The organism is Agrobacterium sp. DE0009 (assembly GCF_007680755.1).
GTDB classification, from domain to species: domain Bacteria; phylum Pseudomonadota; class Alphaproteobacteria; order Rhizobiales; family Rhizobiaceae; genus Agrobacterium; species Agrobacterium tumefaciens_B.
Genome location: NZ_VEIU01000002.1, coordinates 220,133 through 234,810, shown reverse-complemented (window position 1 = coordinate 234,810; position 14,678 = coordinate 220,133). Strand labels below are relative to the sequence as shown.

General features: G+C 60.1%; 15 protein-coding genes. 3 read left to right on the top strand and 12 right to left on the bottom strand.

Going from position 1 to position 14,678, the window contains the following annotated elements:
* Positions 1-107: 107 nt before the first annotated feature.
* The 4 genes from FS804_RS10540 to argH form a co-directional block, all read right to left on the bottom strand.
* Complete coding sequence (locus FS804_RS10540) at positions 108-2,804, bottom strand: TIGR02302 family protein (RefSeq protein ID WP_144576551.1); 2,697 nt, start codon at positions 2,802-2,804, stop codon at positions 108-110.
* Between the two features lie 178 nt (positions 2,805-2,982).
* Positions 2,983-4,251 (bottom strand): diaminopimelate decarboxylase, encoded by a 1,269-nt coding sequence (gene lysA, locus FS804_RS10535; RefSeq protein WP_144576550.1) that lies wholly within the window; start codon positions 4,249-4,251, stop codon positions 2,983-2,985.
* 13 nt (positions 4,252-4,264) lie between these two features.
* Complete coding sequence (locus FS804_RS10530) at positions 4,265-4,468, bottom strand: lipoprotein (RefSeq protein ID WP_144576549.1); 204 nt, start codon at positions 4,466-4,468, stop codon at positions 4,265-4,267.
* Between the two features lie 94 nt (positions 4,469-4,562).
* Entirely contained in the window at positions 4,563-5,963 is a 1,401-nt protein-coding gene (gene argH / locus FS804_RS10525; protein ID WP_144576548.1) for an argininosuccinate lyase, read from the bottom strand.
* Between the two features lie 22 nt (positions 5,964-5,985).
* Between argH and FS804_RS10520 the strand changes: the two genes are divergently transcribed.
* A complete protein-coding gene (locus FS804_RS10520; protein WP_144576547.1) occupies positions 5,986-6,654 on the top strand; it encodes a TlpA disulfide reductase family protein in 669 nt (222 codons plus the stop codon).
* A 45-nt stretch (positions 6,655-6,699) separates the two neighbouring features.
* Here the strand turns inward: FS804_RS10520 and FS804_RS10515 are convergent, their stop codons facing one another.
* The 7 genes from FS804_RS10515 to FS804_RS10485 all read right to left on the bottom strand — a co-directional run bounded on the left by FS804_RS10515 (position 6,700) and on the right by FS804_RS10485 (position 12,012).
* On the bottom strand, positions 6,700-7,581 hold the full coding sequence (locus FS804_RS10515) for a 3-hydroxybutyryl-CoA dehydrogenase (RefSeq protein ID WP_063949214.1): 882 nt from the start codon (positions 7,579-7,581) through the stop codon (positions 6,700-6,702).
* Between the two features lie 114 nt (positions 7,582-7,695).
* On the bottom strand, positions 7,696-8,625 hold the full coding sequence (locus tag FS804_RS10510) for an electron transfer flavoprotein subunit alpha/FixB family protein (RefSeq protein WP_144576546.1): 930 nt from the start codon (positions 8,623-8,625) through the stop codon (positions 7,696-7,698).
* A 24-nt stretch (positions 8,626-8,649) separates the two neighbouring features.
* A complete protein-coding gene (locus FS804_RS10505; protein ID WP_144576545.1) occupies positions 8,650-9,396 on the bottom strand; it encodes an electron transfer flavoprotein subunit beta/FixA family protein in 747 nt (248 codons plus the stop codon).
* A gap of 182 nt (positions 9,397-9,578) precedes the next feature.
* The gene (locus tag FS804_RS10500) at positions 9,579-10,352 is read right to left on the bottom strand and encodes a rhomboid family intramembrane serine protease (RefSeq protein ID WP_144576544.1); all 774 of its coding nucleotides are present in this window, start codon (positions 10,350-10,352) and stop codon (positions 9,579-9,581) included.
* A gap of 31 nt (positions 10,353-10,383) precedes the next feature.
* Positions 10,384-10,962 (bottom strand): cob(I)yrinic acid a,c-diamide adenosyltransferase, encoded by a 579-nt coding sequence (locus FS804_RS10495; RefSeq protein ID WP_144576543.1) that lies wholly within the window; start codon positions 10,960-10,962, stop codon positions 10,384-10,386.
* A 1-nt stretch (position 10,963) separates the two neighbouring features.
* Positions 10,964-11,161, bottom strand: coding sequence for a twin transmembrane helix small protein (locus FS804_RS10490; protein ID WP_003497428.1), 198 nt, complete (start codon positions 11,159-11,161; stop codon positions 10,964-10,966).
* Between the two features lie 17 nt (positions 11,162-11,178).
* Complete coding sequence (locus FS804_RS10485) at positions 11,179-12,012, bottom strand: SDR family oxidoreductase (protein ID WP_144576542.1); 834 nt, start codon at positions 12,010-12,012, stop codon at positions 11,179-11,181.
* Positions 12,013-12,188: 176 nt separating this feature from the next.
* Here FS804_RS10485 and FS804_RS10480 point away from each other — a divergent pair, with 176 nt between their 5' ends.
* Positions 12,189-13,106, top strand: coding sequence for a YihY/virulence factor BrkB family protein (locus FS804_RS10480; protein WP_144576541.1), 918 nt, complete (start codon positions 12,189-12,191; stop codon positions 13,104-13,106).
* Here the strand turns inward: FS804_RS10480 and gluQRS are convergent.
* Entirely contained in the window at positions 13,074-13,973 is a 900-nt protein-coding gene (gene gluQRS, locus FS804_RS10475) for a tRNA glutamyl-Q(34) synthetase GluQRS (protein WP_144576540.1), read from the bottom strand. The two genes, FS804_RS10480 and gluQRS, sit on opposite strands and share 33 nt — an antisense overlap.
* A gap of 39 nt (positions 13,974-14,012) precedes the next feature.
* On the opposite strand from gluQRS, the gene FS804_RS10470 reads away from it, so the two are divergent.
* Positions 14,013-14,669 (top strand): DNA-3-methyladenine glycosylase, encoded by a 657-nt coding sequence (locus tag FS804_RS10470; protein ID WP_186376761.1) that lies wholly within the window; start codon positions 14,013-14,015, stop codon positions 14,667-14,669.
* Positions 14,670-14,678 lie beyond the last annotated feature (9 nt).

Sequence of the window (14,678 nt, the reverse complement as noted above, 5' to 3'; positions counted from 1 at the left end):
TTTTCGCAGCGCAGACGCGCGTCAACTGGATGCCGGATCAAGTCCGGCATGACGAAAGTCTAAGGCGTTGAGGATGTAACGACGCGCGCCATTACCTCTGCGGACCCTCACCTGATATCGAGTAACCGCTCCAGATACCGCCGCTCGATTTCATCCGGCGGATTATTGCCGAGCTTTTCACGGATGGCGTCGAGAATCTCGCGTGCACGCTGAACGTCGATCTCGTCAGGCACCTTCACCTGATCGCCAAAGTCAGGGCCGGTGGCGTTGCGCGGGCGGCCGAGCGGGTCGCGGCCATTCTGCCCGCCTTGGCCTGCCATGCCTTCCTGCCCCTGTCCGGGCTGCTGGCCCTGTTGGCGCATGGCCTGCATGATCTGCCCCATCATGTCCTGAGCGCCCTGGCGCAACGCATTCAGCGCATTACCCTGACCCTCGACAGCCTGTTCGCCCTGGCTTTTGCCCAGCGCTTCGCCGGCACCCTGCATTTCCTGCTGCGCCTTGCCGAAGTTTTCGCCGGGCTCCATACCGAGATCGCGAAGGCCCTGCTGCAATTCGCCAAGCTGCTTGCCGAGGGCATCCTGCTGGGTCCGCAGGTTTTTCAGCGCTTCGCGCAATTGCTCGGCGGTCATGTGATCAGTCTGCTGCTGCCCGCCCTGTTGGTCATTCCCACCCTGTTGGCCTTGTTGACCCTGCTGCGGTTGCTGGCCGTTTTCGCCCATCTGCTGGTCGTCACTTTCGCCGCCCTGCTGCGGGTCGCCGCGCTGCATGCGGTCGCGCAGCGCCTGATCGAGCTTGAAGGTCTCGTCCATCAGTTTCTGCTGCTGTTGCAGGATTTCGCCGAGCTTGTCGATCTGCTGGCGCATCTTGCTGCTCTGCTGCTGCCCCTGTTGGCCCTGACGCTGTGGACGGCCAGCCTGCAGATTGTTCATCATGCGCTGCAGTTGCGAGAGCATTTCCTGTGCCGCATCGCGGTTGCCAGAACGGGCAAGGTTCTCGATCTGGTTCATCATGTTTTCCAGATCGCGCTGGCGCAGCACGTTCTGCGCCTGTTGATTCATATTAGCCTGCGGCGCGTTCTGCATGCGCTGTGCAAGCTCGTTCATGAACTGCTGCATCGCCTCGCGCAGCTCCTGCATCAGCTTGGCAACTTCCTCGTCGGAGGCATTGCGCTGAAGCGCCTCGGAAAGGGCGGTCTGTGCATCGCGCAGGCGCTTTTCCGCCTGCGAAAGATCGCCGTCCTCGATGCCGAGTGCGATTTCCCAGAGATAGTCGGCCGTGTCCTTCAGCATCTCCTCATTATAGGCGAGCCGCATGCGGGTCTGCGCCGATTGCAGTAGGAGATAATGCGTCGTGTTGGGAATGGTCTCTTCCGGGCGCATTCCAACCGCCTCGTTATAGGCGATCGCCTTCGGCATCTGGCGTGTGTCGAGCGAGAAAATCTGCCGCTGTTCGGCAATGGAAGCAGCCAGCGGTTCGGAGAAATTGCGGCCCGGCAGCACCATTTCATGCGCGGGGCTACGACCGGTCTGGCCGGCGCCGTCAGTGGCGACGAGCGTGATGCGCACGCGTTTGCCCGCCATCGGATGTTCCGTCAGGTTGCGGCTGGTCAGCGCTTTTATCTCACGATTGTTCTGCCGCGGCAGATCGAGCTTGAAATCCGGCGGCGGGTAAAGCGCCGTCGCGCCTTCCGCAACGCCCACAGGTTCGATGATGGCATGGGCTTCCTTCAGACCATAATCGTCTTTGGCCGTGAAGCCGATTTCCAGCGCGCCATTGACGGCGCGGCGCGGCATGTTGTCGAAGGCGATGGTGGGCGGCTGGTCGGGAATGACGTTGAACACCCATTGTTCGCCGTTGGCGGTAATCATGCCGCTTTCGGTGACATCCATCACAAAAGTGCGCGGGGTAACGGGCTGATCGGCAGAGCGGGCAGAGCCCTGGACGGCGATATCGCCGCTAGCGCTGTCGGCTTTGGCCGCCTCAGGCGAAAGCTTTTGCAATGCGCCCGCCGTTTCCGGCTCGAAGGTCACTTCCTCTCCGCCATCGCCGCCGGTCATGCGGATTGTCAGTTTGGAAGATTGCGGTACGGAAACCGCGTCGCGGTTGGTCGCGTCACGTCCGGTCAGGAAAATCGGCGCGCGGCCGGTATAGGCAGGCGGTGTAACCCAGGCATCGAGACGGATATCGGGATTGAGTGGGCCGACGGCTGGCCGGCTGCGGAACGCATCGGCAACTGTGCCAGCGCCATTTGAGTAGGAAAAACCGAAAGCGGTGACCAGAAGCAGTGCCGGAATGGCGCGCAGCGCCAGACGGTCATAGCGGGCAATATCGGGTTTCGGCAGGCCGGCATTCAGCGCAGCAATGCGCTCCGCCATACGGATCTGGTGTTCTTTCCAGAGCGTGCGCGAGAATGGCGTGTCGAAAGCGGGCTCATCTTCCTGCACGCCGACCGGCTGGTGCGCCAGGCCGTTGCGATCTTCAAGGAGGCGCGAGGCTTCATGATCCGTTGGCCACTTCAGCCGAAGGATCGGCAAAAGCGTGGCGATGAAACCGAAAACCAGAACGAAAACGATGCCGAGCCGCAGGAAATCCGGCATCTGCCGGTAAAGGCCGAACCAGGCAAGCGCCAGAAAGGCGGCAGCGATGGAGAGTGGCCGCAGCGTTTTCGGCGCGATTTTCTCGCAGAGCAGCACAATTTTGGCGAAGAAACGCTTGGCGGCAACCCGGCGGGCAAGATCCGGCCGCTGCGCGAATGCGCCCGTCGGGCGCTTTCTGCCTGTGCTGTCCTTTCCGGCTGTGGTCATCAATCCGTTCTCCCGGTTCTGGCCACGTCGAACGCCATTCCCGGAACGGCGAGCTGTTCATATCACTGGGGCAAGGATAACATTCTTTGTGGCGAAGACGAGGGCACCTAAGCCCTCACCCCCATTTTTTAGGCAGCTTCGCTCAATTGTGATCAGTAATGTCCAATACTGGGTGGGGTCAGTCGAGCCACGCAGGTACGGAATCGAGCGCGATTAACTCCTCATAAGTGCCACGCGGACGAATGACGTGGAATTTGTCACCCTTGACGAGCACTTCCGGCACAAGCAGGCGCGAATTATAGGTGCCCGCCTGCACCGCGCCATAGGCGCCGGCGGAGCTGACGGCGATCAGATCACCCGGCTGCGGCGCGGCCATCTCCCGGTCCAACGCCAGATAGTCGCCGGTTTCGCAGACAGGGCCGACGATATCGGCCTTGATACGCGGCGCATTCTCGGCAGGCTGCACGACCGGGCGGATGCCGTGATAGGCCTCGTAAAGTGTGGGGCGGATGAGATCGTTCATGGCGCCGTCGACAATCACAAAAGTCTTGTCGCCGCCATCCTTCACATAGATCACTTCCGTCACCAGAATGCCGGCATTGCCGACGATCAGGCGTCCCGGCTCGGTGACGATCTTGCAGTTAAGGCTTTTCAACTCGTTCTTGACGATATGCGCATAGGCATCCGGCAGCGGCGGTGGATTGTTGTCGTCGCGATAGGGAATGCCGAGGCCGCCGCCAATATCGACGTGACTGATCGCATGGCCGTCGCCGCGAAGCGCTTCCACCAGTTCGCGCAGCAGCCGGAAGGCGTCCTCGAAAGGCTGCAACTCGGTGATCTGGCTGCCGATATGCATGTCGATGCCGGTGACTTCGATGCCGGGCAGGGTGGCGGCATGGGCATAGACGGCGCGGGCGCGCTCATAGGAAATGCCGAACTTGTTTTCCTTCTTGCCAGTGGAAATCTTGGCGTGGGTGCGCGCATCGACATCCGGATTGATACGGAAGGAGACATGCGCCCGCTTGCCGGCCTTCACGGCGCGCAGATTGAGGACTTCCAGCTCCGGCTCGGATTCGATGTTGAAGCAGTAAATGCCCACATTCAGCGCATAATCCATTTCCGCCACCGTCTTGCCGACGCCGGAGAACATGATGCGGCTTGCGGGGACACCGGCAGCCAATGCACGACGCAATTCGCCGCCGGAGACGACGTCGATACCGGCGCCGAGCTTTGCCAGCGTTTTCAGCACCGCCTGGTTGGAATTGGCCTTCATGGCGTAACAGACCATGGCGTCCACATCAGCGAAAGCGCCTGCGAACACTTTGTAGTGGCGTTCCAGCGTTGCGGTCGAATAGACATAAAAGGGCGTGCCGACCGCCTTGGCGATCTCAGGCACGGGCACGTTTTCGGCGTGCAGCACGCCGTCGATATAGCCAAAATGGTTCACGGCTTTTTACCCGTCAGAGAAGCTTGTCGAGAATGAACGGACGCTCAGCCGTTGCCGGCTTCGGTTCGCTTCCATCGGCGGCGCGTTTGTTGCGCATTTCGACCGGCGTGCTCGGCGGATCGATGTCGCCCTTACGGCCGCAGGCACTGAGAGCAAGGCTGACGGCGAGCGCCATGCCGATGGGAAGGATGAGTTTGCGCGCGGTTTTTGAAAGCATGAGCCTGTCCAAAGGAAATATGTGCCTCTCTGATAACGAAAAACAGGGCGCTTGTGCACCCTGTTTCTTGTGATCGCGGCTTAACGCAGAGTTATCAGTTGCGGCCGCGCCACCAGGCGATTTGTTTGCGCACTTCCGAAGGAGCCGTGCCGCCGAAGCTTGTGCGACTGGCGACCGAGGCTTCCACCGAAAGAACATCGAAAACGCTGCTGGTAATGCCGGGGTGGATGGCCTGCAATTCTTCCAGCGAAAGATCGGCAAGATCGCAGCCTTTCTTTTCCGCCAGCGCCACGGCATTGCCGGTCACATGGTGAGCATCGCGGAAGGGCAGGCCTGCTTCTCGCACCAGCCAGTCGGCCAGATCGGTCGCGGTGGAAAAGCCGGAGCCTGCGGCTGCACGCATGCGGTCCTTGCGCACTTCGAGGTCGCGGATCATGCCGGTCATGGCGGCAATCGCCAGTTCCAGGCTTTCGGCGGCATCGAAAACCTGCTCCTTGTCTTCCTGCATGTCCTTGGAATAGGCGAGCGGCAGGCCCTTCATCACTGTCAGAAGGGCGATCAGCGAGCCGTTGATGCGGCCGGTCTTGGCGCGAACCAGCTCGGCGGCGTCAGGATTCTTCTTCTGCGGCATGATCGAGGAGCCGGTGGAGAAGGCGTCCGACAGGCGGATGAAGCCGAATTGGGGGGTCGACCAGATGACGATTTCTTCTGCGAGCCGCGACAGATGCGTAGCGCAGATCGAGGCGATCGACAGGAACTCCAGCGCGAAATCGCGGTCGGAGACGGTGTCGATGGAGTTGCGGGTCGGCTCGCGGAAGCCGAGCGCCTTGGCCGTCATGTGGCGGTCGATGGGGTAGCCGGTGCCGGCAAGGGCTGCTGCGCCGATCGGGCTTTCGTCCAAATGCTCGATGGCATGGCGCACGCGAGCGCGGTCACGGCCGAACATTTCCACATAGGCCATGCAATGATGGCCGAAGGTGACGGGCTGCGCCGTCTGCAAGTGGGTGAAGCCGGGCATGACCGTATCGGCATTTTCCTCCGCGCGATCAAGGAAGGCGGCGATGAGGGCGGTCAGCATGCCCTCGGTCTTCTGCAACTCTTCCTTGACCCAAAGGCGGAAATCGAGAGCGACCTGGTCGTTGCGCGAGCGGGCGGTGTGCAGACGGCCGGCGGCTGGGCCAATCAGAGTTGCAAGCCGCGCCTCGATATTCATGTGAATATCTTCGAGCTTGCGGGAGAATTCGAAACTGCCTGCTTCGATCTCTGACAGGATCGTGTTCAGACCCTCAATGATCTTGTCTTTATCTTCAGGCGAAATAATGCCTTTAGATGCCAGCATGGTGGCATGCGCCATAGAGCCGCGGATATCCTGGGCGTAAAGCTTCTTGTCGAAGCCGATGGAGGCATTTATCTCTTCCATGATGGCAGATGGCCCGGAAGCGAAACGCCCGCCCCACATCTGGTTGGAGGATTTCTGATCTGTGCCGTCAGCCATATGTCGTGCCCTGGAGTATTCGATGACAGAAAAAAGGCCGTTCAGGCTTCCTTCCGCCAAGTTGGTTGCAATTGCTGCCGTTGCCGGTGTGCTCGCCGGTGCGGGCGCGGTCTGGTTCAGGCATATTGGGTCTGAGAGCCCGGTTCAAGGGGCAGCGGTGGCAGAGGCCGGTTTATGTGAGGGTGCAGCAAACCGCATTGCCTCGATGAAACCGTTTCTGAAGGGGCAGGTGGCCGCCATGTCGGCGGCGGACACCCCGCGCGTCATTCCGCTCTCCTTCAAGGGGCCAGAGGGGAAAGACATGAGCCTTGCCGATCTCAAGGGCAGGACAGTGCTGCTCAATCTCTGGGCGACGTGGTGCGTGCCCTGCCGGGAAGAAATGCCGGCCCTCAATGCGCTCGAGAAGGACAAGGGTGGTGACGGCTTTGAAGTCGTGGCCGTCAACATCGATACGGGTGGCGATGAAAAGCCGAAAGCCTTCATGGATGAATACAGAATCGATTCCCTGAAGCACTACCGCGATAGCTCCATGGGCGTTTTCAATGTCCTCAAAAAGGAAGGGCTTGCCTTTGGCTTGCCTGCCACCCTGCTGCTTGATGAAAATGGTTGCCTGCTTGGCGCGATGAACGGGCCGGCCGCTTGGGACAGCGAAGATGCGAAGGCCTTGGTGACGGCTGCAGCGTCGAAGTAAACTGAGGCTGCGCGAGGGATTCTTCCCTCCCGACCCCTGGTGTTTCTATCGCGTCGGAACCGGTGTCTCGCCACGGTAATCATAGAAGCCGCGGCCGGATTTGCGGCCGAGCCAGCCGGCCTCGACATATTTGACCAGCAGCGGGCAGGGACGGTATTTGCTGTCGGAGAGGCCGTCATGCAGCACCTGCATGATCGACAAACAGGTGTCGAGACCGATGAAGTCTGCGAGTTGCAGCGGTCCCATCGGGTGGTTTGCGCCGAGGCGCATGGCGGTGTCGATGGCTTCCACCGAGCCGACGCCCTCATAAAGCGTGTAGATCGCCTCGTTGATCATCGGCAGCAGGATGCGGTTGACGATGAAGGCCGGGAAATCCTCGGCGACGGTGATCGCCTTTTCAAGCGTCCGCACATAGTCCTTGGCCGCATCGAAGGTCTTTTCATTGGTGGCGATGCCGCGCACCAGTTCTACCAGCTTCATGACGGGCACCGGGTTCATGAAGTGGATGCCCATGAACTGTTCGGGACGGTCTGTCGCCGATGCGAGACGGGTGATGGAGAGCGAAGATGTATTGGTGGCAAGAAGCGCTTCCGGCTTAAGCACCGGGCAGACCTGCGCATAGATCTTGCGCTTGATCTCTTCATTTTCCGTGGCGGCTTCGATGACAAGATCCATCGGCGCCAGATCGTTGACGTCGGTCGAACCGCTGATGAGTGTCAGTGCCTGCTTGCGGGCCTCGTCGGAAAGCTTGCCGTTGGTGACCTGGCGGGCGAGATTGCCGTTGATCGTGGCAAGGCCGGCTTCGATGCCTTCCTTCGAAAGATCGTAGATATGGACCCTGTAGCCGGCAATGGCGGAAACATGCGCTATGCCGCATCCCATCTGACCGGCTCCGATGACACCGATGTTCTTAAAGGGGGCGGTCATATGCGGTTCTCCCATGTGCTTTATCTGCAAGTTCGCTGGCGATGTTACGCATATCGCCGAAAAAGAGAAGGCGGCGCGTTCAAAAAACGCGCCGCCTTCATCATGTATTTAAAATCAAAGGGCTTTTTGCAGTTCCGGCAGTGCTTCGAACAGGTCTGCAACGAGACCGTAATCGGCAACCTGGAAAATCGGCGCTTCTTCATCCTTGTTGATGGCGACGATGACCTTCGAATCCTTCATGCCGGCCAGATGCTGGATGGCACCCGAAATGCCCGCCGCGATGTAAAGCTGCGGCGCGACCACCTTGCCGGTCTGGCCAACCTGCCAGTCGTTGGGTGCATAACCGGCATCCACGGCAGCGCGCGATGCGCCAACGGCAGCACCGAGCTTGTCTGCGACCGGAAGGATGACTTCCTTGAATTTTTCTGAAGAGCCAAGTGCACGGCCACCGGAGATGATGATCTTTGCGGAGGTCAGTTCCGGACGGTCGGACGAGGCAAGCGCGTCGGAAACGAAAGAGGAGACGCCGGGATTTTCAGCGGCCGCGATCGTCTCGACCGCTGCCGAACCACCTTCTGCCGCTGCCGCAAAGGCGGTGGGACGCACGGTGATGACCTTCCTGGCATCGGTCGCCTGCACGGTCTGGATAGCGTTGCCGGCATAGATCGGGCGCTTGAAGGTATCAGGCGATACGACTTCGATAATCTCAGAGACCTGCGCCACGTCGAGCAGGGCCGCAACGCGTGGCATGACGTTCTTGGCCGAAGCGGTGGCAGGTGCGATGATGACGTCGTACGAGGGCGCCAGCGAAACGATCAGCGCTGCCAGCGGCTCGGCCAGTGAATTGGCGTAGGATGCGTCGTCGGCAAGCAGCACCTTGGAGACGCCGGAAAGTTTCGCCGCCGCGTCGGCGGCACCCTTGGCGCCCGAACCGGCGACAAGCACATGCACGTCGCCGCCGATTTGCGTTGCCGCCGTCAGCGTCTTGCCGGTCAGGTCGGAAAGGGTTGCGTTGTCGTGTTCTGCCAGAAGAAGAATGGCCATGAGAATATCTCCCTTTTCCGAAACTTAGAGAATGCCGTCAGCTTTGAGCTTTTCGACGAGCTCGCCAACCGAAGCGACCTTGATGCCAGCCTTGCGGCCTGCGGGCTCCTCGGTCTTCAGCACCTTCAGGCGCGGCGAGACGTCGACGCCGAAATCGGCCGGAGCCTTTTTGTCGAGCGGCTTCTTCTTGGCCTTCATGATATTCGGCAGCGATGCATAGCGCGGTTCGTTCAGGCGAAGATCGGTGGTGACGACGGCGGGAAGCTTCAGCTCGATCGTCTGCAGGCCGCCATCAACTTCACGGGTGACTGCCACCTTGCCATCCGACGGCTCGACCTTGGATGCGAAGGTGCCCTGGCCCCAGCCGAGCAGGGCAGCCAGCATCTGGCCGGTCTGGTTCGAGTCGTCGTCGATCGCCTGCTTGCCGACGATGACGAGGCCCGGCTGTTCTGCCTCTGCCACGCCCTTCAGCAGCTTGGCGACGGCGAGCGGCTCGACGGTTTCGTCGGTCTCGATCAGGATGGCGCGGTCGGCACCCATGGCGAGCGCGGTGCGCAGCGTTTCTTCCGCCTTGGCAGGTCCGATGGAAACGACCACGACCTCTTCGGCCTTGCCGGCTTCCTTCAGGCGAAGGGCCTCTTCCACCGAGATTTCGTCGAAGGGGTTCATCGACATCTTGACGTTGGCAAGCTCAACGCCAGAACCATCGGGCTTAACCCGGATCTTCACGTTGTAATCGACGACTCGTTTAACGGGGACAAGGATTTTCATCGGCGGTCTTCCTCAAACTCCTGTCCGCTTGGGCCAGTTGACCGCGCGGACCTCCAAAAACAGGTGGCGACATGGATAAGCATTTTTCCCGCAAACACAACGGAGCAATCTTCATTATCACATGCACGTCAGGCATATCTTACGTTGACGTTAACGTAAATACTCTATCTCCTACGCAACGCTCATCTACCGCCGTCATAGCCGCGTTCGATTTGCGACAACCCCGCCGTTTGCGACGTATTCTTGAACTGCGCCGCCCTCGGTGGAACAATCGTTCGGTCAAACAGGGAAACGCCCCGCCTGCGCATGAAAATCACCAAGATCGCGCCCGCCAAAATGCCGCCGACATGCGCACCCCAGGAAACGTTTTCCTCAAGCCCGAGCGCCAGCATCAGGAACTGCTGGCCAATCCACAGCGCCAGCGGAATGAAAGCGGGCAGGGGAAGCGGAATGCGCATGAAGACGAGCACCCACACGCGAACCTTGGGATGCAGCAGAAAATAGGCCGCAACCACTCCGGACACCGCGCCTGAAGCGCCGATCAGCGGTCCCTCCGAGGTGGGAGCCACTAGGCCGTGAAACAGCGCTCCCGCGACCGCGCAGAGGATATAGAAGATCAGGAAGCGGAAATGGCCGAGCGCATCCTCGACATTGTCGCCGAACACCCAGAGAAACAGCATGTTTCCGGCAAGATGCCAGAAGTCGAGGTGAAGAAACGAATAGGTGATGACGGTGAGATCATCAGGCACCACCTGTAGCGCCGGTTCCAGATAGGCATAATCGAACACCACCGCGGGGATGAAGCCGAGGCCGAGCGCCGCCGCATTGGCCTCAGTATCGCTCGCAAGAACGCCAGTAAACAGCCAGACGAGAATATTCACCACGATCAGGCCGATTGTCACATATTGCAGCCGGATATGTTTGAGGGAGTTCGCATCGTGCAGCGGTATGAACATGGAACGCCCTCATTAGCCCGATTGATGCGATCTAGCGGTTCTTGCCTGGAACCCACAAAATGTCGGCCCGGCCCGCATCATTGGCGTAACGGGCGGCCACGAAAAGGAAATCTGACAGGCGGTTTGCGTACTTGATGGCAGCCGGACTGACGATTTCACTCTCGGCGACGGAAAGCTCCACCATCAACCTCTCCGCCCGCCGGCAGATTGTCCGCGCCATGTGCAGATTGGCTGCTGCCGCGCTGCCGCCCGGCAGGACAAAGGAGGTAAGCGGCTCAAGAGAGGCGTTGAGTTCGTCGATTTCGGTCTCCAGTCGGGTGACCTGGCTCTCGACGATGCGCAGCGGCTCATAGGAGAGTGGCTCGCCATCGTCGGGCGTGGCTAGATCGGCGCCGAGATCGAAGAGATCGTTCTGAATTCGGAAAAGCATCGCATCGAGCTTATCCATGCCGACCGTGTGAAGCCGCGCGACGCCGATAGCCGAATTGGTCTCGTCGACGGTGCCATAGGCCTCGACGCGTAGATCGTGCTTCAGGCGGCGCGGGCCGGAAACCAGTGCGGTCGTGCCCTTGTCGCCGGTGCGGGTATAAATCTTGTTCAGCTTGACCATGTCAGCGCCCGCCGCCGGTCAGCCAGAGGGTGAGCATGATCAGCACGATGGCGATGGCCTGCAACAACAGGCGAAGCTGCATCAGCTTGTTTGAGCGGTTGGCGTCCTGCCCTTTCAGCATGTTGAAGAGGCCGCGTATCAACACGATGACAACGAGGCCCATGACGATAAGGGCCAGAACAGTGGTGAAGCCGGACATTTAGGGGATACTCCTCCTCAATCGAATCTCCGCAACAGACGATAGAAAAGTCCGGCAGGCAAGAGCCGTTTCAGGATAAGACCCTGTTTGGCTGGAACAGTAACGGGATAATGCGGTCTGGGCTTTGCCGCCGTCAGGGCATGTTTCAGCACCGCATAGACAGCATCGGGGCCGAGTTTGTGGCGGTTGACCGGGCCGGAGCCATCCATGCGGGCGAGTTGCCGTTTATATTCCGCGGCATGAGCCGAGTTTTCGAGATCGATATGTTGCCTGACGTGGGCAAGCGCCGTCGCCGTGAATTTTGAGGTAATCGGACCCGGTTCGATCAGGCTCACATGAATGCCGCTGCCCTGAAGCTCCATGCGCAGCGTCACACCCAGCCCTTCGATCGCGAATTTCGATGCCGTGTAAGCGCCCCGATAGCGATAAGGAACGAGGCCCAGAATAGAAGAACAATGCACGATGCGACCCACACCCCTGTCGCGCATGAAGGGTATGACCCGCCGTGTCAGATCGTGCCAGCCGAAAACATTGGTATCGAACTGCGCGCGTAACGCTTCGACAGGCAAATCCTCCACCGCCCCCGGCTGGCCATAAGCGCCATTGTTGAAGAGCGCATCAATCCGGCCGCCGGTTCGGGTTGCGACGGTTTCGACCAAGGCAGCGATGGTTTCGGGTTTTGTGTAATCCATGATCAGGGCCTCGACACCCTGATTTTCAAGCGCTGCCATATCGCCGATGCGGCGCACGGTGGCGAAGACCCGCCAGCCGTCCCGTTGCAGCGCGCTGGCGCAATAGGCGCCGATGCCAGAGGAACAGCCGGTGATGATGATGACCGGTTTTTCAGACATAGCCGCTCCGCTGCTGGTTTTTTGCCCCGGACATCTCCGGGGCAGGCGAGATTAAATTGCGCAAAATCCTTTTCAGTGACGGAACCGAAAGCCGGGCTTGCGCGCTGTACAAAACGAAGCTGATTTCCCATATTCAGCGCGAAGTTACAAATGAAATGCCGATGAATGGAGGTGACATGGTTGCCGCAGTGCGCCTGGCAGGCAAGGTTGCCTTCGATGCCTATTCCCATTTCGCCGAGGATGACGGCTGGGCGATGGCGAGCCACATGGCGCTCTCCATTCTACTGGCCCTGTTTCCGTTTCTCATCTTCGGCACGGCGCTCGCCGGTTTTCTCGGCGCCGACCAGTTTTCCGAAACGGCGGTACATCTCATTTTCGATACATGGCCAGCCGCCATTGCAGGACCGCTTGCCGCGCAGGTGCAGCAGGTTCTGACCATTCCCCGTGGCGGGCTGTTGACAATTTCGGTTTTGGCGGCCGCTTATTTTGCGTCCAACGGCGTTGAGGCGCTGCGAATTTCGCTGAACCGCGCCTATCGTGTCACCGAGACGCGCTGGTGGTATGTGACCCGCCTGCTCAGCCTTCTCTATGTTTTGATTGCGGTCGTGGTCTTTGCCGGCATCAGCATCGTTCTGGTTGCGGTGCCTGTCGCCGCATCCTTTGCCGAAGCGCGGTTCCCGTGGCTGACAGATCTGCTGAACACGGTCTCCAGCCTTGGTCTCTACGGCACGATCGTGGTGCTTACCGCCGGCCTCGTGGCGGCTCACCTGTGGCTGCCCGCCGGCAAGCGGCGCATCTGGGATGTCTGGCCGGGCGTGCTGCTGACCCTGCTTTTCTGGGTCATCGGTGCAGCAATCTTCGCCTATTACCTCTCCACCTTCGCCAATTATGCCGCCACCTATGCCGGGCTTGCGTCTGTGATGGTGGTTCTGGTCTTCCTTTACATGGTCGGCGTCATCTTCATGCTGGGCGCAGAGGTAAATGCCGCCCTGATGAAATACAAGGTCCGTCAAATTATCCGACGCAATATCGGCAGCAATGGCTTACGCCGGGAGCGGGCGTTAGACGAGGCCGACAATCCGGCGGATATCTGAAGGCGTTGCCCCATCGGCACGAAGGGCAGAAAGGCCGGTGCTGCCCTCGCTTTTCGAAAGCTTGCGCCCATCCGTGCCAAGGATCAGCCTGTGATGATGATAGGCAGGCTGCGGCAAATCCAGCAGTTGCTGCAGAAGCCGATGGATCGCGGTCGAATGGAAGAGATCCATGCCGCGCACCACATGGGTAATACCCTGTAGCGCATCGTCGACGACAACGGAGAGATGATAGCTGGAGGGCGCATCGGAACGCGAAAGCACGACATCGCCCCAGAGCGCGGGCCGAGCCTCGATTAGTCCCGTCTCTCCATCGCCGCTTTCCTGCCAAAAAAGGGGAATCGCAGTGGTACGGATCGCCTTTTCCATGTCGAGGCGCCATGCGTGCGGCCTGCCAGAGGCTAGCAGAGCTTCCCGCTCGGCTCTTGGTCTTTGCCTGTCGATATCAGGGTAGAGGGGTGCGCCATCGGGATCACGCGGCCACAAATTGCCCTCCGCTTCGAAGGCGCGGACGAGGGCTTTGGTTTCGCCACGGCTCAAGAAGGCGGGATAGACAAGATCGGCCTTGATCAGCCTGTCCAGAGACGCGCGGTATTTATCGAAATGCTGTGATTGCCGCCGGACCGGTTCTTCCCAGTCGAGGCCTAGCCAGCCGAGGTCATCATAGATCGCCTGTTCCAACTCCGGGGTGCAGCGAGTCTGGTCGATATCCTCGATGCGCAATAGAAAGCGGCCGTCATTATTCCGCGCCATGTCATGGTTCAGGAAAGCGGAGAGCGCGTGGCCGAGGTGCAGCCGGCCGTTGGAGCTTGGTGCGAAACGGTAAACCGGTTTTTGACGGCGAGGCGAAGGCATGGTTTCTTCTGCCATGTTTTAATGCTCCCCGCCAGCGGGCTGGCGGCGAATGGAATGACCGATATGAAAATCATCACCGGGATGGACGACATCAACGAAGGGCTGGAACATCTCGCTCTCCTTGATCCGGCGCTTCGCCCCGTCATTGAAATAGCCGGTCCGCTGGAACTGCGCATTCACGAGCCTGGCTTTGCGGGCCTTGCCCATATCGTGGTGTCGCAGATGGTGTCGCGCGCCAGTGCCAATGCCATCTGGGCGCGAATCATCGCCGGCACCGGCGGCGCGGTCACGGCGCAGAGTTATCTGGCCGCGCCCGAGGAATTGCGCGCCACCTTCGGCCTGTCGCGCGCCAAGGCGACGACACTGGAAGGGCTGGCCCGCGCCGTCACCGAAGGAAAGGTCGATCTTGATGGCGTAGTTCGCAAGGAGGGGAGTGCCGCCCTCTCCGAACTCGTGGCGCTTCGTGGCATAGGCCCGTGGACGGCGGAGGTCTATCTGATGTTCTGCGGCGGGCTCCCGGATATCTTTCCGGTGGGGGATGTGGCGCTGCGATCGGCGGTGGCGCATGCACTTGATCTCGAGGTAAGGCCGGAAGCGAAGTGGCTGGCGGAACGCGCAACTCTCTGGTCACCATGGCGTTCTGTCGCCGCCCGGTTATTCTGGGGCTATTATGCCAACATCATGCGGCGCGCCATGGCACCTTTGCCGTGATCGGCTGCG

Coding starts and splice junctions, on each gene's coding strand:
- FS804_RS10515 (WP_063949214.1), bottom strand. CDS start 7,581: ATGACCGCCCCCTTTAAGAACATCGGTGTCATCGGAGCCGGTCAGATG.
- FS804_RS10540 (WP_144576551.1), bottom strand. CDS start 2,804: ATGACCACAGCCGGAAAGGACAGCACAGGCAGAAAGCGCCCGACGGGC.
- FS804_RS10500 (WP_144576544.1), bottom strand. CDS start 10,352: ATGTTCATACCGCTGCACGATGCGAACTCCCTCAAACATATCCGGCTG.
- FS804_RS10470 (WP_186376761.1), top strand. CDS start 14,013: ATGACCGATATGAAAATCATCACCGGGATGGACGACATCAACGAAGGG.
- FS804_RS10495 (WP_144576543.1), bottom strand. CDS start 10,962: ATGGTCAAGCTGAACAAGATTTATACCCGCACCGGCGACAAGGGCACG.
- FS804_RS10505 (WP_144576545.1), bottom strand. CDS start 9,396: ATGAAAATCCTTGTCCCCGTTAAACGAGTCGTCGATTACAACGTGAAG.
- FS804_RS10480 (WP_144576541.1), top strand. CDS start 12,189: ATGGTTGCCGCAGTGCGCCTGGCAGGCAAGGTTGCCTTCGATGCCTAT.
- FS804_RS10485 (WP_144576542.1), bottom strand. CDS start 12,012: ATGTCTGAAAAACCGGTCATCATCATCACCGGCTGTTCCTCTGGCATC.
- FS804_RS10510 (WP_144576546.1), bottom strand. CDS start 8,625: ATGGCCATTCTTCTTCTGGCAGAACACGACAACGCAACCCTTTCCGAC.
- gluQRS (WP_144576540.1), bottom strand. CDS start 13,973: ATGGCAGAAGAAACCATGCCTTCGCCTCGCCGTCAAAAACCGGTTTAC.
- FS804_RS10490 (WP_003497428.1), bottom strand. CDS start 11,161: ATGTCCGGCTTCACCACTGTTCTGGCCCTTATCGTCATGGGCCTCGTT.
- argH (WP_144576548.1), bottom strand. CDS start 5,963: ATGGCTGACGGCACAGATCAGAAATCCTCCAACCAGATGTGGGGCGGG.
- FS804_RS10530 (WP_144576549.1), bottom strand. CDS start 4,468: ATGCTTTCAAAAACCGCGCGCAAACTCATCCTTCCCATCGGCATGGCG.
- FS804_RS10520 (WP_144576547.1), top strand. CDS start 5,986: ATGACAGAAAAAAGGCCGTTCAGGCTTCCTTCCGCCAAGTTGGTTGCA.